Raw genomic sequence first — 25,189 nt, forward strand, 5'->3', positions numbered from 1 at the left:
TCCTTTCGTCAGTACATGAACCGTTGCCGGAACCGGACGCGGTCGAACTGCTCCGCGGAGGAGAGAGGGACATCCTTGCCGATCCGTACCATAAGACAGTTCGCCGGATGGGCGCAGATCTCGGGATCGTCCGTCGCGAACCAGACCATGCCGACGGACTTCATCAGCTTCTCCATCATGTCCCGGTACTCCCAGACGCTGAGGCCGCTGTTGTCCAGATCCCAATGCCAATAATATTCGGTCGTATAGACGATCGCGTTGTCCAGCTGGCCTTCAGCGAAAGCTGTGGAGATGAGCGCCTTGCCGAGGCCAAGCGAGCGGTAGTCGTCGGCCACTTCGATGGCGCCGAGCTCGATGAGATCGTCCATGCCGCCCTCGGACCAGCGCTCCATCTCGTCGGGGTAGTGGAAGGTCACGTAGCCGACGACGATGTCTTCGTCTCGCGCGACGATGATGCGTCCTTCGGGCAGTTCGGCGATCTCGACGAGCGCCTCGTGCTGCTCCTTGGGACGGCGGAACGCATCCAGCTTCTCATGGAGCCGATACTGCCGGAGCCGATCCGGTTCGACGGGGCCTTCCACGACGATCGGGCCGTCTTTGCCCGGCCGCGTGGAATACTGGTAGCGCTTCACATGTTCCATGCGGGATCTCTCCTTTGAATGCTGTCATTATACACGATAATACGGACGAACCGCCGCTTTTTCCTCGAAAATGTCCCTTCTTCGCGGAAATTCTCCTGCCGAGTCCGTGCCGAGCCTGGCGGAGCTGTGATATAATGGCTAAGGCGGGCCGCGCGAGCCCCGGTTGTAAGCGCATTCGCGCTTCGCAAGGATGTATTCAAACGGGAAGGTGATGGAAATGACCTCAGCGCACGAAGAAAAATTGGCCGTCACGGCCGAAAAGGCAAACCTCGAATCGTACGAGGAAGCAGTGCAGCATTTCCGATGGGAAGATATCGAAGCGCATTTCTCCTGGTCGCAGACCGGGAAGGTTAACATGGCGTACGAAGCCATCGACCGACATGTGGAGAACGGCAAGGGAGACCGGATCGCACTGCATTACAGCGACGCCGCCCGCGACGAGAGCTACACCTACGCGGACCTCGCCAGACAATCCAACAAATTCGCCAACGTGCTCCGGGATCTCGGCATCGCGAAGGGCGACCGTGTGTTCATCTTCATGCCGCGTACGCCAGAGCTGTACTTCAGCCTGCTCGGCGCACTGAAAGTCGGCGCCGTCGTCGGCCCGCTGTTCGAGGCGTTCATGGAGACGGCGGTGCGGGACCGGCTGCAGGATAGCGGCGCGGTCGCGATCGTCACGACGCCGGCCCTGCTGCCGCGCATCGCACGGTCGGAGCTGCCGGACCTGAAGCACGTGATCGTCTTCGGCGAAGGCGTCGAGGCCGGAGAAGGCATCGTCGACTTCAGTCAAGCGATGTCCTCCGCTTCCGAGCAAGCCGAGATCGAATGGCTCGGCCGGGAAGACGGTCTCATCCTTCATTACACTTCCGGCTCCACAGGCAAGCCCAAAGGCGTCTACCACGTGCAAAATGCCATGATCCAGCATTATTATACCGGACGGATCGTCCTCGACCTGCGTGAAGGCGACGTGTACTGGTGTACCGCCGACCCGGGCTGGGTGACGGGAACATCCTACGGCATCTTCGCCCCCTGGCTGAACGGCGTAACCAACGTCATCCGCGGCGGCCGCTTTAGCCCGCAAGACTGGTACGAGACGCTCCAACGCTACAAGGTCACGGTCTGGTACAGCGCGCCGACGGCGTTCCGGATGCTCATGGGCGCCGGCGACGAGGCCGTCAAGCCGTACGACTTGTCGAACCTCCGCCATGTGCTGAGCGTGGGCGAGCCGCTGAACCCCGAAGTCGTCCGCTGGGGCTACAAAGTGTACGGCCAGCGGATCCACGACACGTGGTGGATGACCGAAACCGGCGGACAGCTGATCTGCAACTATCCGCGCATGGAGATCAAGCCCGGCTCCATGGGTCGCCCGATCCCGGGTGTGCAGGCCGCGATCATCGACGATCAGGGCAACGAGCTGCCGCCGCTGCGGATGGGTAACTTGGCGATTCGCACGCCGTGGCCGTCCATGATGCGCAAAATCTGGAACAACCCGGCCAAGTACGAGGAGTACTTCCGCATTCCGGGCTGGTACGTTTCCGGCGACTCGGCTTACCGCGACGAGGACGGCTATTTCTGGTTCCAGGGGCGGATCGACGACGTCATTAATACGTCGGGAGAGCGCGTTGGCCCGTTCGAGGTCGAAAGCAAGCTCGTTGAGCATCCGGCTGTCGCCGAAGCCGGCGTCATCGGCAAGCCCGACCCGCTGCGCGGGGAGATCATCAAAGCGTTCATCTCGCTGCGCGAAGGCTACGAGCCGTCCGAGGAGCTCAAGGCGGATATCGCCAAGTTCGTAAAGATCGGCTTGTCCGCGCATGCCGCGCCGCGCGAGATCGAGTTCAAGGACAAACTGCCGAAGACGCGCAGCGGCAAGATCATGCGCCGCGTGCTCAAGGCATGGGAGCTGAATCTGCCGACCGGCGACTTGTCGACGATCGAGGACTAAGCGTCTAAAATACAAGAGGCCTGCACTCCCGAAGGGGAATGCAGGCCTCTTTTGGTGTTTGCCGACTTGCTGGAGAATGCGGATGCGGCGCTTGCCGACGATCAGTTGCCCGACTTGACTTCGACCGAGGCCGAAGCGTCGGATCTTCCGCTGTCGTTGACGGCCCGGATGCGGTACCACCCGGACGGATCGGGCTCGAACGACTCGTAGCGGGCGTCGACGACGGAGTCGAGGCGCTTGTAGCTGCCTTTCTCCGTCGCGCTGTACCACACCTCGTAACGGGTGACGTTCTCGCTCGCCGGGTTGGCCGTCCAGGTGAGCACGGCGCCGAAGGCGCTCCGCTGCGCCGTCAGTCCGCTCGGGACGGATGGCGCGGCGCCCTGACCCTGCTCCGACCCAGGCGGATTTGCGGTGCTGCCGTCCGAAGGCAAGTTCGGGTCGACGGGATTATAGCTGCCGTCGCCGCCAACGCCCGCCGTGGCGCTGCGTCCGGATTCATGGCCGCCGATGTCCACCGCGGTCACGTAATAGCTGACGACGCTGCCGGGCGTGATGTAGTTGATGAACCGCGATTCTTCGCCGGTCAGGACGGTGCCGTCGACCTTTTGGTAAGGAGCGCCGTTCAGCGACCGATAGAGGCGGTAGCCCGCGACGTCCGATTGTCCGCTCGCAGAGAAGCTGATCTTGACCTTGCCGCCATCGAGCGCTTCGGCGAGCACGTTGCCCGGCGGGGAAGGCGCGGCGCCGTCGTCAACGCGCGGATCGACCTTGGAGGGGGCGCTATCCTGGGCGTCCTTCGGCAAATAGTAGCTGAGCGACTTGCGGCTGTTGGCCGCGACTTTGCCGAGCGCCGCTTGGAGCTGCTCGACGAGCGTATCGATCGGCTGTTCCCGCTTGATCATGACCGCTTCGCGCAGCATATCCTCCGGGGTTTCCGGATGCGGCACGTAGTTGACGCCGTTGTAAGAGATGTACTTCATCTTGACGAGCGCGTCGTCTTCTTCGGTCGGCAAAAATTTCTTGTTGAAAATGTCGGTGACGAGCTTGCCCGCCTGTCTTGTCAGATCCGTCGGCAGCTTGCCGCTGACGCTGGAAACGGTCATGCTGACGATGCCGTCGGGCTTGTCGAACGACTTGGTCGGGAACAGGTCCGGCCGCGCGTCGGTGACCGCGTTCATGACCTTCGACCAAATTTCGCGGGCGCGGGCGTGGCCGTCGGTCGACAGCGTGTGCGCTTGCTTCTCGTAGCCCGCCCAGACGCCGAGCGTGATGTCCGGCGTGTATCCTTGGAACCAAACGTCGCCGTAGTTTTGGGTTGTCCCCGTTTTGCCGACGACCGGGATTTTGCCGTAATTTTTGAACCACGACTTGATCGTTTTGCCGGTGCCGTCGGTGACGACCGTGCGGAGCATATCCGTCATGAGGTAGGCGGACTGCTCGGTGACGACCCGCTGCGGGTTCGGCTTGTGCTGGTAAACGACGTTCCCGTTCACGTCGGTGATCGACTCGATCAGATACGCGTCGTTGAACACGCCTTTGTTGGCGATGGCGCCGTACGCGTTCGTCAGCTCCTCGACGGTAACGCCGTACCTCAAACCGCCGATGACGCCCGTTTGGGCTCCGTCATCTTCGGGTACGAGCGTGGTGATGCCCAGCTTGCGGGCGAACGACCACGCTTCCTTGATCGTGACTTTGTCCAGGAACACTCGGATGGCCGGGATGTTGAGCGATTGATTCAGCGCGTACCGCGCGGTGACCAACCCCGTATACCGGTTGTTGGAGTTTTTCGGGATGTGCATCGACGAACCGCTGCTCTTCAAGATAACGGGCGAATCGTCGAGCACGCTCGCCGGGCTGATCAAGCCTTTGTCGATGGCGGGCAGATAGGCCGCGATCGGCTTCATCGCGGAGCCGGGCTGGCGCTGCATCTGCGTCGCGAAGTTCATCTGCTCGATGTGGAAGTCGCGGCCCTCGATCATGCCGAGGATTGCGCCCGTCTTGTGGTCGAGCATGACCGCGGCGGTTTGCTCCACGCCTTTGACGGCGTTGTCCGGCGCGAAGTTTTTCGGATCCTCCGCAACCTTGTGCATCAAGTCGTAGACTTGCTTGTCAATCGTCGTATTCACCCGGTAGCCGCCGCGAAGCAGCTGTTCGCGGGCGTCCTCGACGAGCGAAGCGTTCTCTTTCTTGTTGAGATCCTCGAGCTTAAGGTTCGGATTTTGCTTCAGGACGAGCAGTTGCGCCGCTTGGCGTTCGGCTTCGAGCATCAGATAGGGATAAGTGTTGTACGCTTTCTCGGTCGGTTTCGCCAGCGACTTGTAAATGTCGAACTTCAGCGCGTCCTCGTATTGCGTTTGGGTGATCTTGCCCGTCTCCAGCATCTTTTGCAGCACGAGCTTTTGGCGGGTCAGCGCGCGCTTGAAGTTTTTCTCGTTGAAGTCGCCTTTGCCGTTAAACGCCGAGTAGGCGGAAGGCAGCTGCGGCAGCCCGGCCAGATAGGCCGACTGGGCGAGATTCACCTTCTTCAGATCGTCGATGCCGAAGATGCCCTTGGCGGCCGCCTTGATTCCGTACAGCTGATAGCCGGACGAGCCGTTGCCGTAGGGAATCTTGTTGAGATAGGCCGTGATGATCTCTTCTTTGCCCAGGAAGCGTTCCAGCCGGAGCGCGAGGAAGATTTCCTTCGCTTTGCGGCTTTGCGTCTGGTCGAGGTTCAGAAAGACGCGGCGGGCGAGCTGCTGAGTGATCGTGCTGCCGCCCGTCTGGACGTCCTCGTTCAGCAGCTGCTGCTTCACCGCCCGGAACAGGCCGTTCGTGTCGACGCCCACGTGGGTCTCGAAATTCCGGTCCTCGATCGCGATGACCGCGTCCAGAATGATCTGCGGAATTTCGTTGTAGGAAACCGGCTGGCGGTCTTCTTCGGTGCGCAGCTGGCCGATAAGCGTGTCGTCCCGGAAGAAGACGAAGCCCGTCGCGTTGTTTTCGTTGATTTTTTCTTCGATGAGTGCGCGCGAGCGCACGGGGTCTTCTTTGACCAGCGCCGCAATATAGCCTCCGACCGCGCCGCCCGCAGCCAATCCGGCCAGCACGCCGAACAGGATCAGCCACAGGATCGTATAGAGGGTCAAACGACCCGCCATGCCCCAGGCGGAGCCTTTTTTGTACGGCGGGGAAGGGGGCTGCTTCGTTTCGTTCATCGGTATCCTCCTTCAAAAAACAAACAGACCTATTATACCACATTCCCCCACGGTTTGACTTCCTCCCGGGAACCGGGACCGAGGGAGGGGAGCGCCCACCCCAAGTATCGCACATGGCTTCCATGATTCTCCTGAAATGTGGACAAACTTTTACAAATAACAGAAACATTCTGCCGTTTACGTCGTATTTATTCACAAGACCTCATTTCCAAGCTGAATCGAAAGGAGGAGGCCGATGGAAGCGATATTCTGGTGCTGTCTGGCCTTCGGGACGCTGATGGCGATCGTGACGCTCGTGTTCGGGGACTTGCTGGACGGCGTCAGCAGCTGGTTCGACTGGCTGACGATCGACGGCCATCATCTGATCCAGCCGGTCGTCTTGGCGGGAGGAATTACCGTCTTCGGCGGCGCGGGACTGCTCCTGCACCGATACTCCCCGATGGCGGCGGCCGGCGTCTACATCGCGTCCGCGGCGTTGGCGGCGGCGATCGGAGCGGCGATGTATTTCGTCTACGTGCGACCGATGAAGGCCAGCGAGAATTCCGTAGGATTCTCGATGCACGATCTGGAAGGCAAGCGGGCCGAGGTGCTGACGTCGATTCCGGCAACCGGCTTCGGCGAAGTGTTGGTCAAGATCGGAGCGGGCCATACGAACCAGATCGCAGAGAGTTTCGACAAAGAGGACGTGCCGTCGGGCACGGAGGTCGTGATCGTCCGGGTGCGGGGCGAGGTCGTATACGTGTCGCGCCTGGACTGAGCTTTATCAAGATTGAAACCCCATACTAGAGAGAAAAGGAGATATGCCGATGTCCGATTTTCCCGATTACCTGTACATACCCGTCATTGTCGTCGCCGTCCTGCTCGTCCTGGGCCTGGCTTTCTGGGCCCGCTACAAGACCGTAGCCCCGGACGAAGCGATGATCGTCACCGGTTCCTTTTTAGGCAGCAAAAACGTCTCCGTCGACGAATCCGGACGCCGCATCAAGATCGTGCGCGGCGGCGGCGCCTTTATTCTTCCGATCTTCCAGCAGTCCCAGTTCCTATCGCTGCTCTCGCACAAGCTGGACGTAAGCACGCCGGAGGTGTATACCGAGCAGGGCGTGCCGGTGCTGACCGACGCGGTCGCGATTATCAAGATCGGCGGCTCCGTCGAAGACGTGGCGACGGCAGCGGAGCAGTTCATGGGCAAGCCGACCGACGCGCTGCGGGCTGAAGCCCAGGAAGTGCTCGAAGGTCACCTGCGGGCGATCCTCGGGACGATGACTGTCGAGGAAGTGTACCGCAACCGCGAGAAGTTCGCGCAGGAAGTGCAGGGACAGGCGGCCCGCGACTTGAAGAAGATGGGTCTGCAGATCGTCTCCTTTACGATCAAGGACGTGCGCGACAAGCACGGATACTTGGAGGCGCTGGGTAAGCCGAGGATCGCGGCGGTCAAACGCGACGCCGACATCGCGGAAGCGGAGGCGGTCCGGGACGCCCGGATCCAGAAGGCTGCCGCGGAGGAGCAAGGCCAGCGGGCCGAGCTTCTGCGGGATACGAACGTAGCCGAAGCGACAAAGGACAAAGAACTAAAGGTCGCCTCCTTCAAAAAGGAATCGGATCTCGCCAAGGCAGAAGCCGATCAGGCGTATGCGGTTCAGGAAGCCCGCTCCAAGCAGAGCGTCGTCGAGGAGCAGATGAAGGTCGAGCTCGTCCGCAAGGAGCGGGAGATCGACCTCGAGGCGAAAGAGATCCTGCGGCGCGAAAAGCAGTATGACGCCGAAGTGAAGAAAAAGGCGGACGCCGACCGCTATGCCGTCGTGCAGGCGGCTGAAGCCGACAAGTCGCGGCGCATGAACGAAGCGGACGCCCTCAAGTACCGCATCGAAGCCGAAGCGCAGGCGAACGCCGAGCAAAAGCGGCTCGACGGCTTGGCGGCCGCCGACGCGGAACGCGCCAAAGGGACGGCCGAAGCGGAGGTCATCCGTTTGCGGGGCCTTGCCGAGGCCGAGGCGAAGGAGAAGCTCGCGCAAGCGTTCGAGAAGTTCGGCGAAGCCGCGGTGCTCGATATTATCGTCAAGATGCTGCCGGAGCTCGCCGGCAAGGTCGCGCAGCCGATCTCGTCGATCGACAAGCTGACCGTCGTCGACACGGGCAACGGCGAAGGGGCGGCCCGCGTGAGCAACTACGTCACGTCGCTCATGGCGACGGCGCCGGAGATGCTGAAGAGCGTGTCCGGCATCGACTTCGGACAGCTCGTGCAGAACCTGACCAAGAAGGGCGGAGCGAGAAAGCCGGAGTGATCTGCGGCACTCGCGAACGAGGAGGACGACAACGCCCCTTCTCGGGAACACGAAAAAACCCCCGCGATCCGAACGATCGCGGGGGTTTTGCCATAAAGGCGCCGATTAACGGCTGTAGAATTCGACGATTTGTTGTTCTTCGATGTCTTGGGACAGCTCTTCGCGGCTAGGCAGGCGAACGTACTTGCCTTCCATGGCTGCTGCGTTGTAGTCCAGGTAACCGGCCAGGTGATGACGGCCTTCGGAAGCTTCCTTGATGGACTTCATGCTGCGGCTGCGCTCGCGCAGGCCGATCACGTCGCCGACTTGAACGGTGTACGAAGCGATGTCGACCTTCTTGCCGTTGACCGTCACGTGGCCGTGGGAGACCAGCTGACGGGAGCCCGCGCGGGAGTTGGCCCAGCCCAGACGGAAGACGAGGTTGTCCAGACGGCTCTCGAGCAGGAACATGAAGTTTTCGCCGGCTTTACCTTTCAGCTTGGAAGCGCGGTCGAACAGGTTGCGGAATTGCTTTTCGTTCAGGCCGTACATGTGGCGAAGCTTTTGCTTCTCCATCAGCTGCAGGCCGTAGCCGCTGATCTTGCGGCGTTGGTTCGCGCCGTGTTGTCCCGGAGGGAACGCGCGCTTCAGTTCTTTGCCGGTGCCGCTCAGGGAGATGCCCAGGCGGCGGCTCAATTTAAACTTGGGTCCGGTATATCTCGACATGAATGTGTGACTCCTTTTTCAAAAGGGAATGTTTTGAAAATGGGTTGTCGTTGCGCCGAGCGCATTCCGAAAGGGCGCGCGGCAATGCCGCTCGTCCCCTCTTGGCAAGAAGTTCAGCCGCTGCCCGCCAAGGGAACCGATCGTGAGGGTGACACAAACAATGAGCCCAATGTTCAACTATAAACATTATAAGGAATTGTGCTGGATTGTCAAGCGTCATCCGGCCGCGACACCGTACGCGGGGAAGACGTTGCATGCTGGAGAAGAAATGAGGCGTAAGTCCCTGTATTTACCTTTCAGACTAGTGCAAAAATCACGTATTCATTGTATAGTTAAAGCAGAAGGAAGGCTAGGAGGGATCAGAGATGGTTCAACCAAGCGTTAAACGAGACTCGGTTCGACATCATCCCGCCTCCGGCGCCTTGGACGAATGGCCGGAATGGGTGCGCCAACAGGACCTGACCGAGGCCGATCTGCCTTATCTGCACAAGCTGCTGGCGGACGGATTCGCGGACTGGCTGGAGGAGGCCGAGGGATTTCCATGGCTCTCCGAGCGCCGCATCGTCCTGCTCCACCCTGATCATACCCGCGTTGCCGCTTCGGCGGGCGACGCCGATGCTCCCGCACCGGCGGACTGGAGCACGGAGCTCCTGGGGGGAACGGCCGCCAGCCTCGCATTTTCCTCTTGCCGCCCCGCGCATCTCCGGGGAGTCGAGCACGATTCGCCATCCATGCGCGCGTACGATTCGTACGCCGTTCCTATTTTTTCCCGCACGACCGGATTCGTCATCGCCGCGCTGGCCTGCCTGCTCCCTGCGGACACGCCGCTGGGCGGCGAGCTGAAGCTGCTGCAGGCGGCCGCGCTGCATTATCGCAGCAGCCTTTACCGCCGTTTCGAGCGCCTGTTCGTCGGAGACCTGATTCGCTCCAACCGGTTGACGGGCCGCGAAGAGCGCCGCCGCAACCTGCTCTTCGACGTGATGAGCCGGCTTCACGACCATATCGACGTCGAGCACGTCCTCGCCGAAGCGTTCGACAGCCTGGAGCGGCTCTTTCCGCTCTGCCGGCCGGACCTGTACCTGTCCCAGGACTACAGCAGCACGAATGAGAATGTCAAACCGCTCGCCTTTCACCAGCAGGGCATGGACCTTTGCTGGCGCGCGTTCATGGACGGCGAGCGCCGCGAGGAGACGGACGGGGGACGCCGGATCATGGCGTTTCCGCTGGCCGGCAAGCAGGGCGTCTACGGCGTGCTGCGGCTTGACGTGGAGGAGGAAGCTTTCGACGACGTGGACGTCCGGTTCGTCGAGATGCTGACGGGCGCCGCCGGCACCGCCTTCGAGAAGGCAAGGCTCCACGAGCAGGCGAACGTGCTGATCGGCGAGCTGCGGCTGATCAACGAGCTGACTCAACGCCTGAACAGCAGCCTGCGCCTCTCCGATACGATGCAGTTCGCCAACGCGGAGCTGCTGCACCTGTTCAAGGCGGATCACTGCTTTATCCTTCAGCTCGATCCGATGAAAGGACATTTCACCGTCATGTCGTCGAATTTGCCCGCGCTGAACAAGGAAGTGTTCGCGACCGATTACGGGTTTTGCGGCGTCATGCTGAGCACCAAGGAACCGATCATCCTGTCGGACTATCGTTCCGCGACGCCGATTAGCTCGCACCTCATGGAGGTCACCCAGTCCCGCTCGCTGCTCGCGTCTCCGCTGCTGCTGAACGGCGAAGTGATCGGCGCGGTGATGGTCACGCATCAACAGGCCAGCCACTTCTCGTACGACAACTATAAGCTGCTGCAAGTGCTTTCGGCGCATCTGGGGCTGGCGGTTTCGAACGCGTCGCTTCACGCCGAAGTGAGGCGCATGGTCATCACCGACAATCTGACCGGACTGTTCGCCCGCCATTACCTGAACGAGCGCATTCAGCGCAAGCAGGAGCGCGACGTGTCGGGCTCGCTCATCGTCGTCGATATCGACCACTTCAAGAAAATCAACGACACTTACGGGCATCAGGTCGGAGATGCGATTCTGATGCAGGTCAGCACGATCATCCGGGCCGCGATCCGCGAGTCCGATATCGCCGCCCGCTGGGGCGGGGAGGAGCTGGCGATCTATTTGCCGCAGCTCAGCCTGGATCAGACGCTGCGGGTCGCCGAGCGGATCCGCAATCGGGTGGAGGCGGAGACCGCGCCGAAGGTCACCGTGTCCTGCGGCGTGTCGGAGTGGACGTCCAGCGACGACCGGGTCAGCGTCGAATCGCTGTTTTACCGGGCGGATATGGCGCTCTACGAAGCGAAGCACCGTGGCCGCAACTGCGTGGCGATTGGCTGACTGTCGGCCGCCGCGCACGTGGCCTCCAAACGCTAGACGAACCGATCAAAGAGAAGGGCGCCCCGACGGGGCGCCCTTCTTGTCGCCGCGGCAGTCTCTCGCGCATAAGCCGGAGGCGGCGGGAGACGATAGGAGAAAAAAGGGGGGGAGCTGCATGGATAGACCGGGCCGTCGACCGTGGAAAGGGGCGCTGCGCTTGCTGGCGATCGCGCTGTTCGCCACAGCAATGCTGGCGGCAGGGTCGGGCTGCGCCCGCCGGGCGCCGGACAAGCCGCCGGCCGAAGCGTTCGCCCTGTCGGCTTCCGCCTTGTCCGGCGACAACCGGTTCGCCTATACCGGGGAGGCCGCCGCTTACGACGGGCAGGGCGTTCTCGTAAGCCGCGTCCCGTACGGGGGCGAAGTGACCCATCATCGGCTCGCGGCGCTGAGCGGCGCAGGGGCGGAGGCGAGCACGCAGCGCGGGCTCGAGCGGCCGCTCGAGCTTGTGTCGGCGGCGGAGCGGGAGGCGGTCTCGGTCGCCTACGCGCCTGAACGGCGGGCCGGCGAAGTCTCGCTGAGGCTGGTGCTCTCGCCCGGCGCGGCGCAGCGCAGAATGAGAGAGGCGCTGCGCGATACCCTGCCCGCCGAAGCGCTGCGGACGCTGCACGCCGACACCGTCGTCTGGTGGACGGCCGACCGGCGCACGTGGTTTCCGATCCGGATGCGGGAAGAGTCGGTCGTCCGGTACCGATCCGACGGCCGCGACCGCGAGGAGCGGCGGACGTCCGTCACCGATTTCCACAGGACCCCCGACAGTGATACAATAAGACGGTGACCAGGTAAGTCAAGTCCGCAACGGGCCGGCCGCGATGCCGACCGCAAGAGGTCTAAGCCTTCCGGAGCGGGCCGGCGGACCGATTTTCGAAGGAGGAACCACCATTTATGCGAGATCCCAGAATTCAAAAGCTTGCGGCCAATCTGGCCGGATATTCCGTGAACGTTCAGCCGGGCGACAACGTCCTGATCGAGATGATCGGCTCCGAGCGCGATCTGTTGAACGCCTTGATCGAGGAAGTGGCGCAGCGCGGCGGACGCCCGTTCGTCGAGATCGAAGACCGCTCGGTCACCCGGGCCCTGTTACATAACGCGACGCCCGAGATGATCGAAACGTGGGCGGCGTACGACCTCGAGCGCATGAAGCGGATGGACGGCTATATCGGCATCCGTGCCGGCGCCAACGTGAACGAGCTGGCCGACGTGCCCGCCGAAAAGATGAAGCTCTATGACCGCGGCCACCGTCATCCGGTACATCTCGAGCAGCGCGTCAAGCATACCAAATGGGTCGTGCTCCGTTACCCGAACGACGCCATGGCGCAGCTCGCCAACATGAGCACGGAAGCGTTCGAAGACTTCTACTTCGACGTCTGCAACCTGGACTACGCCAAGATGGACAATGCGATGGACCCGCTGAAGGCGCTCATGGAGCGGACCGACAAGGTGCGGATCGTCGGCCCGGGGACGGATCTTCGCTTCTCCATCAAAGGCATCGGCGCGAAGAAATGCTCCGGCGAGCGCAACATCCCGGACGGAGAAGTGTACTCCTGCCCGGTGCGCGACTCCGTCAACGGCACGCTGTCCTACAATACGCCCAGCGTCTACAACGGGTTCGCGTTCGAAAACATCCGATTTACCTTTGAGAACGGCAAAATCGTCGAAGCGACGGCCAACGATACGGATCGCCTCAACGCGGTGCTGGACAGCGACGAGGGAGCCCGCTACATCGGCGAGTTCAGCCTCGGCTTCAACCCGTTTATCCTGCACCCGATGAAGGACACCCTGTTCGACGAAAAAATCGCCGGCAGCTTGCACTTCACGCCGGGGCAAGCCTACGAGGATTGCGACAACGGCAACCGCTCTTCGGTCCATTGGGATCTGGTGCTCATTCAACGGCCGGATTACGGCGGCGGCGAAATATATTTCGACGACGTCCTCATTCGCAAAAACGGCTTGTTCGTGCTGCCCGAACTGGAAGGCTTGAATCCCGATGGGCTGAAATAAAGCGTTTTCCTACTTGCAAGTGGCTTTGTGTACAGGTATGATGGGTAAAGAAATCGTAAACCCTATAATTTGGAGGGATTTCCATGTCGAACAATGCAGCTATCGTGGAATTATCTCAAGCCGCGAACAAATTCCGCTCTTCCATCGTACTCCAAGCCGAGAACAAGTACATCGATGTGAAAAGCATCCTGGGGCTGTTTACGACCTTGGTAGGCGGCCACTCCTATGAGCTGCACGTGCATGGTCCCGATGCCGACGAAGCGAAAAAGGAGCTTGGCGAAATTTTCGCCAAACACAACCTGAACGTCACCGTCGTGGAGTAATTCCGCGAAGCCGGCTCCGACGCTTCACGGTCCTTACCCCATACGGCGTCCGCATCCACATCCCCCGTCCTTTCGGACGGGGTGTTTTGCCTTTGACCCGCCGCTCGCGCTATACAACCAGATGCTAGGAGTTGCCTTGACATGACGGATACGATGCTCGGACTTGTGTTTCACTATGGCTACTGGGGCTTGTTCTCCGCGATCGCGCTCGGCATTGTCGGTCTGCCGATGCCGGACGAGGTGCTGCTGACGGCGGCCGGCTTTCTGATGTCCCACGGGCATCTGAAGCTCGGGTGGACGATGCTGGCGGCCGTCTCCGGCAGCCTTGTCGGCATGAGCGTCAGCTACGCGATCGGCCGGACGGTCGGCCGGCCGCTTTTGGCCAAGTTCGGCGCCCGTCTTCGGCTTACCCCGGGCAAGCTCGCGAAGCACGAGCAGCGGTTCGCCAAGTGGGGGCACATGCTCGTGCTCGTCGGTTATTTCGTGCCGGGTCTCCGGCATGCGACCGCGCTGCTCATCGGCATGGGCAAGCATCCTTTCCGCACGTTCGTCCTCTACGCCGGTATCGGCGCGTTGGCCTGGACCAGCTGCTTTTTGCTGCTCGGCCAGACGCTCGGCGAGCATTGGCGCGAGGTGACGACGCTGATCGCGCCGGGCCGGGGACTGCTCATCGCAGCCGCCTTCGCGCTCGCCGCAGGTGTCGTCTGGGGCTGGCGCCGCTACGCTTGGAAAAGAGGCGCGTCCGAATAGCCGATCCGGCCGGCTTTCTAGCAATTTGTCCGCGTTCCCGGCCCACCTGTCCTTGTGCTGGCGCTCGTTTTCGTCTAATATGGAAGGGATAGATGGTGCAACATCCCTTCGATACGAGGGGAGAAGTAGACGGACTGCTCAGCTAGGGTTGGCATGATAGGGTACAGGGGGAGTGGGAATGGCTTCATCGGATGTCACGGTGCACCTGAATCAGAAGGCGCTTCGCCTGCTGCAGGACGACGCCGGCAAAATCGAGAAACTGATCGCCATCCAAATGGAAAATTTGGCGACCCGCAAATGCCCGCTGTATGAAGAAGTGCTGGACACGCAGATGTACGGCTTCTCTCGGGCGGTCGATTTTGCGGTGCGGGCCGGTCTGGTGGATGAGCAAGCGGGCAAGCAGCTGGTTAGCGAATTGGAACGCAATCTCGCGTTGCTATACGAAGCCTTGGCACGCAAGGAAGAGTAGTGCCGCACGGCCACAATTGGAAAAAGCCTTCGCCGCGTCTCGCGTGCGAAGGCTTTTTTTCGCGCGGAAACGCGCGGCGGTTCAAACGAAGTAGAAGGCGACGCCCAAGACGATATAGACGAGCAGCAGCAGCTTGCCTTCGTACCATGTCGTGGCGCCGTCCCGGGAGATCGAGGTGGCGATAAGGACGGCAACGCCGATCGCGGCAATTTCCACCGTTGTGAACAAGATGTCCATGTGGTTGCCGAACAGCAGGCTTACGAAGACGAGCACCGGCGCGACAAACAGGGCGATCTGCAGACTGCTGCCGACGGCGATCTCGACGGCCGCTCCGATTTTGTTTTTGAGCGCGAGCATGACGGCCGCGCTGTGCTCCGCCGCGTTGCCGACGATGGCGACGATAAAGGCGCCGACGAATAACTCCGACATGCCGTACTGGGTCGTAAACGTATGCAGCGTGCCGACGAGCCATTCGCTCACGAAGGCGACCATGACGGTGGCGACTACGAGAAACAGGATCGATTGACCTTTGGACCAGACGGCGGTCTCGCCGTGGTCCGCCTGCGTATCCTCATGGTCCTCCAGCAGGCTTTTGTGGGTGACCATCGAGTAGATCAGCCATCCCGCATAGGCGATGATCAGCACGGCTGCGATCGTGACGCTGAGCGTCATCGTGTCATGGCGGGAGAGATGCTCGGACTTCACGAAGACGGCGGGGATGAACAGCGCGATCACGCCGAGCAGCATAAGCGAAGCATTTTGTCCGGCCAGGTGAATGTTGAATTTCTGCTCCTTGAATTTCAGTCCTCCCGCCAAGGCGCTGGCGCCCAGGACGAGCAGCAGATTGCCGATGATGGAGCCGGTCAAGCTGGCCTTGACCATGTCGAACAATCCTTCTTTGACGAGAAAAATGGCGATGATGAGCTCGGCAGCATTGCCGAACGTGGCGTTCAGGAAGCCGCCGAGCCGCTGTCCCGCATAGTGGGCGACCGCCTCCGTCGCTTTGCCGAGAAAGCCGGCCACGAAGACGACGGCAACGGCGGAGAGGACGAACTGCGCCACCGCGTGCCAATGCAGGTAGTGCGCGATGGCGCTTAAAGCGAAAAACACGATCAACAGCGGGAAAAACAGCCTTTTCAACCTCGATACACCTCTTTTACGTCATCCGATGGGAATCGATGGAACGAGCCTAGCATCCTTTACTATATCCAAAAGGATCCTATTCCTACAATACCCAAATGCGGAGGCGGCGATCGGTTGCAAAAGGCTTCCGTCTTCCATTACAATGGAAGCAGTATCGTAACGGGAGTGTGAGCCGCCAATGTCGGAAATCATCGATCAAGGCCTGATTCGAATCTCTGATGATGTCGTCGCTACCATCGCCGGATTGGCGGCGTTGGAGACGCCGGGCGTGTCCGCCATGTCGGGCGGCATCTCCGAAGGGCTTGCCAAGCGCCTGAGCGGCAAGAACGCCCAGCGGGGCGTCTCCGTCGAAGTCGGCCAAGTGGAAGCGGCCATCGATCTGCGGATCGTCGTCCAGTACGGCAGTCCGATCCAAGAGGTGGGCCGGCGTCTGCAGGAGAACGTACGCGAAGCCGTTGAGAACATGACCGGCCTGCGCGTCGTCGAGGTCAACGTGAAGGTGGAAGGCGTCGCGTTTAAGGATGAGGCCGAGCCCGAGGACGCGGCCAATCGCGTCAAATAAGATCCGCTGCATGAAATAACGCCAAAAACGGCGCTCCCTCCGCGGTCGAAACCGCGGGAGGAGCGCCGTTGCTGCTGATGGGAGGCAACGGATCAGCCGTGGGAGGCCGACGTACGCGAGGGAGCCCTGGCCGGGCGTCCGACGCGATTGTACTCCCGGGAAATGCTGAGCAGGATGCCCATGCCGATCATGAGCGTAAAGAGGGACGAGCCTCCGTAGCTGATGAACGGCAGCGTCACGCCGGTCATCGGGATGGCGTTGCTGACGCCGCCCATATTGATCAGTGCCTGGATGGCGATCAGGGAGACGAGGCCGACGCCCACGAGCGTCCCGAAGGTATCGGGGCACCGCAGCGCGACGATGAGCGCCCGCCACAGGAACAGAATGTAGAAAATGAGAAACACCGTCACCCCGATGAATCCGAGCTCCTCGGCCATGACCGAGAAGATAAAGTCGTTGTAGGCTTCGGGCAAGTAAAAGAGCTTCTGGACGCTGTTCCCGAGCCCGGCGCCGGTCAGACCGCCGTGTCCGAACGCCTCGAGCGACCGCAGCAGCTGGAGGCCCGAGCCCATCTTGTCCGCGAAAGGGTCCATGAACGCCGTGAATCGCGCCATCCGGTAGCCTCCGTCGGAGCCGGGATGGGTCAGGAAGTACAAGCTCATCGCCAGCGCCGCGATGCCGCCGATGACGGCTCCGGAGAGAAAGACGTGCTTCAGGTTCGAGCCGCCCGCCACCACGATCGCGGTCGCCGTCAGCAGCAGGATGATGCTCGAGCCGAAGTCCGGCTGCATGATGATCAGCCCTGCCACGACGCCGACGACGACCATGACGGGAAAGAGCCCCCGCTTGAATTCGCGGAATTTCTCCTGCTTTTTCGAGATCAGCGCGGCGAGATACAAAATGACGGCAAGCTTGGCCAGCTCGGTCGGCTGGATGCCGAGTCCGAAAAGCTGCAGCCAGCTTCGCGCGCCATTGATCGAAGCGGTAAAAGGCACGAGGACGAGCAGGGCGACCGTGACCATCATGAGCGGCAGGAACCACTTCTTGAACTTCGCGTAAGGGATGTTCATGGTGATCAGCATGACAAACGTGCCGAGTCCCGCCCACATGAATTGCCGTTTCGTGAAATAAAGCGCATCGTTCCGGAACTTATCGGTGGCAACCGTCATGCTGGAGCTGGCGCTGAACACCATGACGAGACCGAAGCCGACCAGGAGCAGCGTCAAGATAAGCAGCAGAAAATCCGGCGCGCCGCGCGGGTGGTTCTCGGGGGATTTCATCGCTCTATTCCCCTGAAGCTCAGCTGAGCAGCTGCTTCAGTTCTTGGACACGTTGGGTAGCCGTATTCAAGATCGGTTGCGGAACGGGCGATTCGTATTCGAGCCCGTGCGGAAACGTCGCACGACCGATATAGACGGATTCGATCGCGAGGATCGCGTCCGGATTCTCGAGCTTGCCCTCGACGGCGCGGGTGCTGATCCGCAGGAAGTACTCGTTGTTGCTGGCGTTGTCGACCAGCTTCAAATCGTATGTAGCGCGGGTATACTCCCATTGCCAGCGCACGAAGCCAAGCTTCTCGCCGGATTCGTCGAGGTGCGCAAGATCGCTTTTGATGCCGTTCAGACCCGTATTTTCGAGAATCATCAAATGTTCCTCCTTTGGAAAATGCAAACAAGCCTCTGTTCAAACTCCATCATAGACGGTTTAAAGACCTTCTGCAACCCCGCCCGCCGGGCGCCGGGCGAACATTCTTTGACTTTTGACGCGCATTACGGAAGGCGTCGGTTTCTGGTACAATAAGGGGCAATAGAGAGCGGCATGGAGAGGAGTGGCCCCCGATGACGATAGGCGAACACGAATGGAAAGAGCTCTACGAACGGATGGTGGAGTGGCGCCGCCACCTGCACCGTCACCCGGAGCTTTCCTTTAAAGAGACGGCGACGGCGGAGATGATTGCGGGCTTGCTCGAAACGTGGGGGCTGGAGGTGCAGCGGGGCGTGGCCGGGACCGGCGTCGTCGCCCGCCTGCGGGGCGAGCTGCCGGGAAGGACGATCGCGCTGCGCGCGGATATCGACGCCTTGCCGATCCAGGACGAGAAGGACGTATCCTACGCCTCGACGGTGCCCGGCGTGATGCATGCCTGCGGACATGATGGCCATACGGCCCAGCTGCTCGCAGTCGCGTATGGGTACAGCCGGAATCGGGAACGGACGGCGGGCACGCGCGTCTTTCTGTTCCAGCCCGGCGAGGAGGTGCTTCCCGGCGGCGCGCTCGGCATGATCCGCGACGGCGCGCTGGACGGCGTGGACGCGATCTACGGCATCCATTTGTGGTCGCCATTCCCGTATGGGCGGATCGCGACCCGGCCGGGGCCGTTCATGGCGTCGCCGGACGAATTCGAGATCGAGATCGTCGGCAAGGGCGGCCACGCGGGCTTGCCCCATCAGGCGACGGACGCCCTCGTGACCGGCGCCCACCTCGTCGTGGCGCTTCAGACGATCGTCTCGCGCAACGTCGATCCGCTGACGTCGGCCGTCGTCTCGGTCGGACAGCTGCAGGCGGGAACGGCGCGCAACGTGATCGCCGAGCGGTGCTATTTGAGCGGCACGGTGCGTACGTTCACCCCCGAATCCCGAACGGAGGTCCGAGAGCGGCTCGAGGAGGTTGCTCGCCACGTCTGCGGGATGCACGGCGCGACGTACAAGCTGACTTATCACGAAGGTTATCCGCCGGTCGTGAACGATCCGCGCGAAGCCGACCGGGTGCTGCGGGTCGCAGGCGCGCTGCATCGGGGCGGCCCGGTGGAGGTGTGCGCGCCGATCATGGCCGGCGAGGACTTTTCCTATTATTTGCGCGAGCGCCCGGGTTGCTTCTTCTTCGTCGGGGCGGGCGCGGCGGATGGCTCCTCGGCGCCGCACCACCATCCGCGATTCGACCTGGACGAGCGCGCGATGCTCGACTCCGCAAGACTTCTCGTCGGCATCGCCGACGACGCGGCCGCGGACGACTGACGCATGATCGGGCTTCCTTTCGGTTAGGCTAGGGACGATAACGAAAGGAAGGGGACATTTTTAACCCATGCGCAAAGTTTCCGACATCATGACGAAGGATTGCCAGACGGTCACCCCGGCGGACAACGTGTACGAGGTCGCCGTCCTGATGAAAAAGCACGACATCGGCTTCGTGCCGGTCGTCGAGCCAAACGGCCGCAAGCTGCTCGGCGTCATTACCGACCGCGATCTCGTGCTTCGGGGATACGCGGAGAAGCATCCGGGCTCCGCGTCCGTGACGGAGGTCATGACGGACGAGGTCGAGACGATCTCGCCGAATTTGTCCGTCGACGAAGCCGCGTCCAAGATGGCGGAGCACCAAATCCGCCGGCTTCCGGTCGTGGAAGGCGGGGAACTGCTCGGCGTCGTCTCCATCGGCGACCTGGCCGTTCGCGAGATTTTCGTCAACGAAGCGGGCGACGCCTTGAGCCGTATCTCCGAGCAAGATTCGCCGCAAGCGTATCACTGAACCCCCGGCCGAACTTGTCGTCGGCACCTCCTAACCAAAGGCTCTTTCGGGCATGGCCCGAAAGGGCCTTTTGCGCGTGGTGCCACCGACCGCCGCTGGCGCCGCGCCGGCACCTCCCGGCAGACGATCCCGCGCTTAAGGCTTCCCGGATTTGGACATCATGGAAAAAAGAACGGCCATCTGCAAAGGAGGAACGCGTTATGACGATGCCCACCCCGGCCATCGCCCCGCTCATCGTTCAATCCGACGGCACGCTCCTGCTCGACGAACGGCTGCCGCGGGCCGAGGAGGCGCTTGCGCTGCTCCGGGAAGTCGCGGAGCTGCGCAAACGTCCCGGGTCGCTCCACACGTATGCGATGACCCCGGTGACGATGTGGAACGCCGCCGCCTCGGGCTGGACCCCCGAGCGGGTGCTGGCCGGACTGCGCGCCGCGGCGCGCTACGGGGTTCCGGCCGCGCTCGAGCGCGAAGTGCAGCGCGTGATGGGCCGCTACGGGCAGCTGCGGCTCGTTCGCCTGGGGGACGAGCTGCGCTTGACGGCCCAAGATCCCGCTCATTTGCGGGAAATCGCGGCGATGAAGGAGATCCGGGGCTGGCTGCGGGACGAAGCGGGCGACGGTTGGATCGGCGTTTGTCCGGAAGCGCGCGGATGGCTCAAGCGGGAACTCGCCGCTCGGGGCTGGCCGGTCGTCGATGAAGCCGGCTACCGGAGCGGGGAGGCGCTGCGCATGGACCTGTGCGAGACGTCCGGATCGGGGCGGCCGATCCGGCTGCGCGACTACCAGGCCGAAGCCGTCGAGGCATTCGCGGGCAGCACGGCAGGGGACGGAGGAAGCGGGGTCGTCGTCCTGCCCTGCGGTGCCGGCAAGACGTGGGTCGGCATGGCGGCGATGGCGCGGCTGCGCTGCGAGACGCTTATTCTGACCCCGAACGGCATCTCGGTGACGCAGTGGATCCGCGAGCTGCTGCGCAACACGACGCTGACCGAGGCGGATATCGGGGCGTATACGGGAGATACGAAGCAGGTGCGGCCCGTGACGGTCGCGACCTATCAAGTGCTTACGCACCGTCAGGCGGGAAAGGCGGACAATCCGCACTGGCAGCTGTTCGTGGACCGCAACTGGGGGTTGATCGTCTACGACGAGGTTCATCTGCTGCCGGCTCCCGTCTTCCGGTTGACAGCCGACCTGCAGGCGACGCGCCGGCTCGGGCTGACGGCCACCCTCGTGCGGGAGGACGGGCTGGCGAGCGACGTGTTCGCCCTCGTCGGGCCCAAGCGCTACGACGCGCCGTGGAAAAGCCTCGAGCAGCAAGGCTGGATCGCCGAAGCGGCCTGCCGAGAGGTGCGGGTGCCGCTTGGAGGCGAGTCGGCGGAGCGCTATGCGGCCGCTCCCGCCCGTGCCCGGCACCGGATTGCGGGCGAAAATCCGGCCAAGACGGAGGTCGTCCGGCGGCTGCTCGCGCGCCATGACGGGGAGCCGACACTGGTCATCGGCCAATACTTGAGCCAGCTCCGGGACGTTTCCGAAGGACTCGGCATCCCGCTCGTGACGGGGGAGATGCCGCAGCAGGACCGGCAGCGGCTGTTCGACCGGTTCAATTCGGGCGAGGTCGGCGTGCTGGCTCTGTCCAAAGTGGCGAACTTCGCGGTCGATCTGCCGGACGCCGCGGTGGCGATCCAGATCTCCGGCAGCTTCGGCTCGCGGCAGGAGGAGGCCCAGCGGCTCGGCCGCATCCTGCGGCCGAAACGCGATGGAGCCGGGGCGACGTTTTACTCGCTTGTCAGCGAGGAGACGGACGAGGTCGAGTTTGCCCGCAAACGCCAGCGGTTTCTGCTGGAGCAAGGCTACGAATACGAAGTAAGCCGGTGGCCGGCAGGCGCGGCGGAAGGAGGCGCGAAGGGATGAACACGAGGGAAATCGCGGGGAAGATGCCGGAGCGGCTCGGCGCCTGGCTGGGCGAAAGCCCGCTGCTGGCCGCCAGGCTCGGCAGCGGACGGCCGTGGTCGGACGTGCTGGGCGACCCGGCTTGGGCCGCCGAATGGGCGGCATCGGCAGCGCCGCTCCCGCAAGCGCTGCTCCGACTGATCGTCCGGCGGTTTGCCGGCCTGCCGTTCGAGGAGGAGAAGCTGCTGCAGGCCGCCTCCGAGGAGGGAGGGCGCACCGGCGCCGAGGCGCGCGTGGCGCTCCAGCGGCTGCGCGGAGACGGCGTCCTGTTCGCCGTCCGCAAGGCGTGGGGAGACCGCCTTTACTACTTGCCTTCGGACATGGTGAAGGTCTGGCAGCGGCTGCTCCTGCCGCTCGCGGCTGCACCGGTCGATGCGGAGACCGCCATCGGCATCGCGCCCGCTGCGGACGGCTTTCGGCTGCCGCTGTCCCAGGAGTTGCTGCGCGCTTGGTCGGCCATCCGCCGCTACGGCTTGCCTCTCACGGCCAAAGGGACGCCGCACAAGGCGGCGGTCGCCAAGGTGGCGGCCGCGATGGGGCTTGAGGCGTCCGCGCTCGACGCGCTCGGCCTCTTGCCGGGCGCCGGCGATCCGACGCCCCTGCAGGCGGCGCTGGCGCTCGATCTTGGCTTGTACGCGGGTGTGTTGCGCCGCGGGAACTCGGAGATCCTCGTCGACGAGGAAGGGGCCGTGCGCTGGCTGGTTGGGACTGCCGCCGCCCACGAGGCGAAGCTGGCCGAGATGGTAGCTTCGCGGTACGCCGGGCAGGACCCGGCCCTGCACTTTGCCGCGACGGCGCTCGCGATGGCGGCGCCCGGCGCGTGGTACCGCGAGGACGCGCTGGCCGCCGGCTCCGCGCCGGGAGCAGACGCCGCGGTCGCGGCGGCGCTCGCGCGCTGGCTGGACGCGCTAGCCGCCTTCGGCTGGGTCGAACGCGGCGTGCTGAACGGCATGCCGGCGTGCCGGTGGACGGTCGATCCCGACCCCGACCGCGCCGCCCGGCGGGAGCCGCCCCCGGCGGGGCTGGATCGGTACGAGGTGCTGCCCGACCTGGAGATCGTCGTTCCGCCCGAGACACCGCCGCTCGCGCGCTGGCGGATCGCGGAAGTTGCAGACCTTTCGTCCGCCGACGTCGTCTCCTTTTACCGGCTGACGCGGAACGCCTGCGAGCGTGCGAGCCATCGAGGGCATACCGCGGATACGGTCGCCGCCCTGCTCGAAGCGGGCTCGGGGGCGCCGCTGCCGCCCCCCGTACGCGATGCGATGGACGACTGGTTCCGCAGGCTGGGCCGCGTCGAGGTGCTGGACGCCGTCGTGCTGCGGACGGACGAGCCCGGCCTCGCCGACTTGATCGCAGCCGATCCCGAAGCGACCGGCATGCTCGGCGAGCGGATCGGCGAGCGGCACTATCTCGTACGCGGAGAGGCACGCGGGAGGTTGGAGGAGCGTCTCGCTTCGCTCGGCTATCCGCCGTACCGGCCGCAAGCGCAGGCAGCGGCCGACCTGGCCGAATCCGGAGCGAACCCGGGCGAACCCGGTGCGATTCCGGCCGCTCGGCTCGCTCAGCCGCCTCAAGCGGTCCTCGACCCCGGCTGGACGTCCCGCCGGCCGGTGCTGTCGTTCTACGAGCTCGATCCGGCGCCCCCCGCCGGCTTCAGCGAGCTGTTCCCGGGACTTGGCGAGGTGCCGGCGGCGTGGTTGCGGCAGCCGCGGGCCTACCACGCCTCCACCCGCCGGGAGCTGGTGGAACGGGCGGTGCGCTGGCGAACGGCGATCCGCGTCCGTCCGTCGACGGAGGACGGGGGGGTGGACGGCTGGATGACCTTCGTCCCGCAGGCGGTGACGGGTACGGGGGAACGGTGGCAGGTCAGCGGGCTCGTGCGGGAATCCGGCTTCGCAGAAAGCGGTCCGCCGCCGGCCGAAGTCCGCGTGACGCTGCCGGCCGACGGCATCGGCGAGCTGATGATCGTCCTGCCGGACGAAGCGCGGTAGCCGGCTGCCGATTCCATTGACCGGCGGATGCGATTCTGTGGTATGATAGGAGCATGATCGCATGCCGAGAGATGAGGTGGCCCACTTGCCGGGAATGACGGAAACCCTCCCTGCAGCGTCGGCGCCGGGCGAAGCGGCCTTCGGGGCCACTGCCGATTTGGCGGCGCTCGCGTCCCGCGCCTTCGAGCTGGGAGATTTGATCAAGCACTCCGCCCTCGCGGCGGAATACGCATACTGGAAGGAACGCGTCCAACGCCACGACGGCGCCCAGCAGCTCATCCACGAGTTCGCCCGGGCGAAGGAGCAGTTTGCCGAGTGCGAACGGTTCGGACGCTTTCATCCGAATTACAACGAAGCGCTCGACCGCATCTATGCGGTTGAGACGAGGCTGGACGAGATCGAGCCGGTCCGCCGGTTCAAGGCGGCCGAAGCCGCGGTCGATCAGCTGCTGCACGAGGTGGCCATGACGATCGCGCGGTCGGTATCCGATACGATCAAGGTACCGGACAACGATCCGAATCCCAAGGCCAAGGGATGCGGAGGCGGCGGCAGCTGCTCCTGCGGCAGCGGCGGCTGCGGATAAGAGGGGAGGTTCGCGCATGTTCGCGGAACGCACGGGATACATCGTCTGGTTCAACGATTGGAAGGCGGCGCGCGCCTTGGACAAGTACGGGACGCTGCATTACCTGTCCCGCAGGATGAATTATGCGGTGCTGTACGTCGATGCAGATGCAGCCGAGGATACGGTTCGCAACGTGCAGCGGCTGCCCTACGTCCGCAAGGTCGAACGTTCCTACCGGAGCGAGATCAAGACGGAATACGAGCGCAATGTGCCGGACAAGACCCGATTCTACGGCCTGTAGAGCCGGGCGCGACCGGACCGGATCGACGCACGCCAGACGCCGGCAGCCCGCCGGCGTCTTTCTTTTATACGAAAACCCCCAGTTTGACTGGGAGTTCAGGGAAGCTATTGCTGTGAATAGTCATCCTTTGAACGCCATGATGATCGCCTGAAGTTCAAAGGTGTTCGATGATTAGAATACAATAGGCCACCTAGGGCGATAGATGATCGAATGTATTCGATTTTTAGCACACGATGCGCACCTCAGGGGGCTAGATGACGAAATGTATTCGATGATTAGAATTTAATAGGCCCCCAGGGCGATAGATGACGAATGTATTCGATTTTTAGCACACCATGCGCACCTCAGGGACTATATGACTAAATGTATTCGATTAATCGTGAAATCGCAATCAGCTTAAAGAAGATAAGAAGTCTGATCCACTCACGTTGAAAGAACGGTTCGACCCGTTTACGGGCGAGTCGGCGAAAAAGGGCGTGTAAAGAG

Annotated in this window: 22 protein-coding genes; 16 read left to right on the top strand and 6 right to left on the bottom strand. The window is 62.8% G+C overall.

Annotation, left to right across the window (positions count from 1 at the left end; genetic code table 11):
- Nucleotides 1-8: 8 nt before the first annotated feature.
- Complete coding sequence (locus LKX83_RS07780) at nucleotides 9-641, bottom strand: GNAT family N-acetyltransferase (protein WP_227881602.1); 633 nt, start codon at nucleotides 639-641, stop codon at nucleotides 9-11.
- Between the two features lie 217 nt (nucleotides 642-858).
- On the opposite strand from LKX83_RS07780, the gene acsA reads away from it, so the two are divergent.
- Nucleotides 859-2,583, top strand: a complete 1,725-nt coding sequence (gene acsA / locus LKX83_RS07785; RefSeq protein ID WP_227881603.1) for an acetate--CoA ligase — start codon at nucleotides 859-861, stop codon at nucleotides 2,581-2,583.
- Between the two features lie 101 nt (nucleotides 2,584-2,684).
- Here the strand turns inward: acsA and LKX83_RS07790 are convergent, their stop codons facing one another.
- Nucleotides 2,685-5,780 carry a penicillin-binding protein 1A gene (locus LKX83_RS07790; protein ID WP_227881604.1) on the bottom strand — a complete coding sequence of 1,032 codons (3,096 nt, stop codon included), beginning with the start codon at nucleotides 5,778-5,780 and terminating at the stop codon, nucleotides 2,685-2,687.
- 235 nt (nucleotides 5,781-6,015) lie between these two features.
- Between LKX83_RS07790 and LKX83_RS07795 the strand changes: the two genes are divergently transcribed.
- Together LKX83_RS07795 and LKX83_RS07800 are read left to right on the top strand one after the other, a co-directional pair.
- Nucleotides 6,016-6,537: an NfeD family membrane protein gene (locus LKX83_RS07795; protein ID WP_227881605.1), complete on the top strand. Its 522-nt coding sequence runs from the start codon at nucleotides 6,016-6,018 to the stop codon at nucleotides 6,535-6,537.
- A 49-nt stretch (nucleotides 6,538-6,586) separates the two neighbouring features.
- Nucleotides 6,587-8,062, top strand: a complete 1,476-nt coding sequence (locus tag LKX83_RS07800; RefSeq protein WP_227881606.1) for a flotillin family protein — start codon at nucleotides 6,587-6,589, stop codon at nucleotides 8,060-8,062.
- 105 nt (nucleotides 8,063-8,167) lie between these two features.
- Here the strand turns inward: LKX83_RS07800 and rpsD are convergent, their stop codons facing one another.
- Nucleotides 8,168-8,767, bottom strand: coding sequence for a 30S ribosomal protein S4 (gene rpsD / locus LKX83_RS07805; protein ID WP_227881607.1), 600 nt, complete (start codon nucleotides 8,765-8,767; stop codon nucleotides 8,168-8,170).
- Nucleotides 8,768-9,132: 365 nt separating this feature from the next.
- Here rpsD and LKX83_RS07810 point away from each other — a divergent pair, with 365 nt between their 5' ends.
- The 6 genes from LKX83_RS07810 (at nucleotide 9,133) to LKX83_RS07835 (ending at nucleotide 14,679) form a co-directional block, all read left to right on the top strand.
- On the top strand, nucleotides 9,133-11,100 hold the full coding sequence (locus tag LKX83_RS07810) for a diguanylate cyclase (RefSeq protein ID WP_227881608.1): 1,968 nt from the start codon (nucleotides 9,133-9,135) through the stop codon (nucleotides 11,098-11,100).
- 154 nt (nucleotides 11,101-11,254) lie between these two features.
- Complete coding sequence (locus LKX83_RS07815) at nucleotides 11,255-11,914, top strand: hypothetical protein (RefSeq protein WP_227881609.1); 660 nt, start codon at nucleotides 11,255-11,257, stop codon at nucleotides 11,912-11,914.
- A gap of 107 nt (nucleotides 11,915-12,021) precedes the next feature.
- Complete coding sequence (locus LKX83_RS07820; protein ID WP_227881610.1) at nucleotides 12,022-13,137, top strand: aminopeptidase; 1,116 nt, start codon at nucleotides 12,022-12,024, stop codon at nucleotides 13,135-13,137.
- 83 nt (nucleotides 13,138-13,220) lie between these two features.
- Nucleotides 13,221-13,460 (top strand): HPr family phosphocarrier protein, encoded by a 240-nt coding sequence (locus LKX83_RS07825; protein ID WP_227881611.1) that lies wholly within the window; start codon nucleotides 13,221-13,223, stop codon nucleotides 13,458-13,460.
- 141 nt (nucleotides 13,461-13,601) lie between these two features.
- A complete protein-coding gene (locus tag LKX83_RS07830) occupies nucleotides 13,602-14,210 on the top strand; it encodes a DedA family protein (RefSeq protein ID WP_227881612.1) in 609 nt (202 codons plus the stop codon).
- A 178-nt stretch (nucleotides 14,211-14,388) separates the two neighbouring features.
- Nucleotides 14,389-14,679: an Fpa/YlaN family protein gene (locus LKX83_RS07835; RefSeq protein WP_227881613.1), complete on the top strand. Its 291-nt coding sequence runs from the start codon at nucleotides 14,389-14,391 to the stop codon at nucleotides 14,677-14,679.
- An 81-nt stretch (nucleotides 14,680-14,760) separates the two neighbouring features.
- Here the strand turns inward: LKX83_RS07835 and cax are convergent, their stop codons facing one another.
- Nucleotides 14,761-15,819 carry a calcium/proton exchanger gene (gene cax / locus LKX83_RS07840; RefSeq protein ID WP_227881614.1) on the bottom strand — a complete coding sequence of 353 codons (1,059 nt, stop codon included), beginning with the start codon at nucleotides 15,817-15,819 and terminating at the stop codon, nucleotides 14,761-14,763.
- A gap of 181 nt (nucleotides 15,820-16,000) precedes the next feature.
- Here cax and LKX83_RS07845 point away from each other — a divergent pair, with 181 nt between their 5' ends.
- Nucleotides 16,001-16,384 carry an Asp23/Gls24 family envelope stress response protein gene (locus LKX83_RS07845; protein ID WP_227881615.1) on the top strand — a complete coding sequence of 128 codons (384 nt, stop codon included), beginning with the start codon at nucleotides 16,001-16,003 and terminating at the stop codon, nucleotides 16,382-16,384.
- A gap of 92 nt (nucleotides 16,385-16,476) precedes the next feature.
- Here LKX83_RS07845 and ftsW read toward each other — a convergent pair whose 3' ends face one another.
- The gene (gene ftsW, locus LKX83_RS07850; RefSeq protein ID WP_227881616.1) at nucleotides 16,477-17,664 is read right to left on the bottom strand and encodes a putative lipid II flippase FtsW; all 1,188 of its coding nucleotides are present in this window, start codon (nucleotides 17,662-17,664) and stop codon (nucleotides 16,477-16,479) included.
- A 19-nt stretch (nucleotides 17,665-17,683) separates the two neighbouring features.
- Nucleotides 17,684-18,028: a YugN family protein gene (locus tag LKX83_RS07855; protein WP_227881617.1), complete on the bottom strand. Its 345-nt coding sequence runs from the start codon at nucleotides 18,026-18,028 to the stop codon at nucleotides 17,684-17,686.
- 194 nt (nucleotides 18,029-18,222) lie between these two features.
- Here LKX83_RS07855 and LKX83_RS07860 point away from each other — a divergent pair, with 194 nt between their 5' ends.
- The 6 genes from LKX83_RS07860 (at nucleotide 18,223) to LKX83_RS07885 (ending at nucleotide 24,703) form a co-directional block, all read left to right on the top strand.
- Complete coding sequence (locus LKX83_RS07860; RefSeq protein WP_227881618.1) at nucleotides 18,223-19,395, top strand: M20 metallopeptidase family protein; 1,173 nt, start codon at nucleotides 18,223-18,225, stop codon at nucleotides 19,393-19,395.
- Between the two features lie 67 nt (nucleotides 19,396-19,462).
- Nucleotides 19,463-19,903 (top strand): CBS domain-containing protein, encoded by a 441-nt coding sequence (locus LKX83_RS07865; protein ID WP_227881619.1) that lies wholly within the window; start codon nucleotides 19,463-19,465, stop codon nucleotides 19,901-19,903.
- Between the two features lie 200 nt (nucleotides 19,904-20,103).
- Complete coding sequence (locus LKX83_RS07870) at nucleotides 20,104-21,810, top strand: DNA repair helicase XPB (RefSeq protein ID WP_227881620.1); 1,707 nt, start codon at nucleotides 20,104-20,106, stop codon at nucleotides 21,808-21,810.
- Nucleotides 21,807-23,840, top strand: a complete 2,034-nt coding sequence (locus LKX83_RS07875; RefSeq protein WP_227881621.1) for a helicase-associated domain-containing protein — start codon at nucleotides 21,807-21,809, stop codon at nucleotides 23,838-23,840. The genes LKX83_RS07870 and LKX83_RS07875 overlap by 4 nt, the downstream gene beginning before the upstream one ends.
- Before the next feature lie 94 nt (nucleotides 23,841-23,934).
- On the top strand, nucleotides 23,935-24,423 hold the full coding sequence (locus LKX83_RS07880) for a YlbF/YmcA family competence regulator (RefSeq protein ID WP_227881694.1): 489 nt from the start codon (nucleotides 23,935-23,937) through the stop codon (nucleotides 24,421-24,423).
- A 16-nt stretch (nucleotides 24,424-24,439) separates the two neighbouring features.
- Nucleotides 24,440-24,703, top strand: coding sequence for a YlbG family protein (locus LKX83_RS07885; RefSeq protein WP_227881622.1), 264 nt, complete (start codon nucleotides 24,440-24,442; stop codon nucleotides 24,701-24,703).
- Nucleotides 24,704-25,189 lie beyond the last annotated feature (486 nt).

Origin of the sequence: Cohnella baijiui (assembly GCF_020731285.1) — a bacterium.
GTDB lineage: Bacteria > Bacillota > Bacilli > Paenibacillales > Paenibacillaceae > Cohnella.

Coding starts and splice junctions, on each gene's coding strand:
- LKX83_RS07880 (WP_227881694.1), top strand. CDS start 23,935: ATGACGGAAACCCTCCCTGCAGCGTCGGCGCCGGGCGAAGCGGCCTTC.
- LKX83_RS07870 (WP_227881620.1), top strand. CDS start 20,104: ATGACGATGCCCACCCCGGCCATCGCCCCGCTCATCGTTCAATCCGAC.
- acsA (WP_227881603.1), top strand. CDS start 859: ATGACCTCAGCGCACGAAGAAAAATTGGCCGTCACGGCCGAAAAGGCA.
- ftsW (WP_227881616.1), bottom strand. CDS start 17,664: ATGAAATCCCCCGAGAACCACCCGCGCGGCGCGCCGGATTTTCTGCTG.
- LKX83_RS07790 (WP_227881604.1), bottom strand. CDS start 5,780: ATGAACGAAACGAAGCAGCCCCCTTCCCCGCCGTACAAAAAAGGCTCC.
- LKX83_RS07875 (WP_227881621.1), top strand. CDS start 21,807: ATGAACACGAGGGAAATCGCGGGGAAGATGCCGGAGCGGCTCGGCGCC.
- LKX83_RS07780 (WP_227881602.1), bottom strand. CDS start 641: ATGGAACATGTGAAGCGCTACCAGTATTCCACGCGGCCGGGCAAAGAC.
- LKX83_RS07865 (WP_227881619.1), top strand. CDS start 19,463: ATGCGCAAAGTTTCCGACATCATGACGAAGGATTGCCAGACGGTCACC.
- LKX83_RS07845 (WP_227881615.1), top strand. CDS start 16,001: ATGTCGGAAATCATCGATCAAGGCCTGATTCGAATCTCTGATGATGTC.
- rpsD (WP_227881607.1), bottom strand. CDS start 8,767: ATGTCGAGATATACCGGACCCAAGTTTAAATTGAGCCGCCGCCTGGGC.
- LKX83_RS07815 (WP_227881609.1), top strand. CDS start 11,255: ATGGATAGACCGGGCCGTCGACCGTGGAAAGGGGCGCTGCGCTTGCTG.
- LKX83_RS07885 (WP_227881622.1), top strand. CDS start 24,440: ATGTTCGCGGAACGCACGGGATACATCGTCTGGTTCAACGATTGGAAG.
- LKX83_RS07810 (WP_227881608.1), top strand. CDS start 9,133: ATGGTTCAACCAAGCGTTAAACGAGACTCGGTTCGACATCATCCCGCC.
- LKX83_RS07825 (WP_227881611.1), top strand. CDS start 13,221: ATGTCGAACAATGCAGCTATCGTGGAATTATCTCAAGCCGCGAACAAA.
- LKX83_RS07835 (WP_227881613.1), top strand. CDS start 14,389: ATGGCTTCATCGGATGTCACGGTGCACCTGAATCAGAAGGCGCTTCGC.
- LKX83_RS07855 (WP_227881617.1), bottom strand. CDS start 18,028: ATGATTCTCGAAAATACGGGTCTGAACGGCATCAAAAGCGATCTTGCG.
- LKX83_RS07795 (WP_227881605.1), top strand. CDS start 6,016: ATGGAAGCGATATTCTGGTGCTGTCTGGCCTTCGGGACGCTGATGGCG.
- LKX83_RS07830 (WP_227881612.1), top strand. CDS start 13,602: ATGACGGATACGATGCTCGGACTTGTGTTTCACTATGGCTACTGGGGC.
- LKX83_RS07800 (WP_227881606.1), top strand. CDS start 6,587: ATGTCCGATTTTCCCGATTACCTGTACATACCCGTCATTGTCGTCGCC.
- LKX83_RS07820 (WP_227881610.1), top strand. CDS start 12,022: ATGCGAGATCCCAGAATTCAAAAGCTTGCGGCCAATCTGGCCGGATAT.
- LKX83_RS07860 (WP_227881618.1), top strand. CDS start 18,223: ATGACGATAGGCGAACACGAATGGAAAGAGCTCTACGAACGGATGGTG.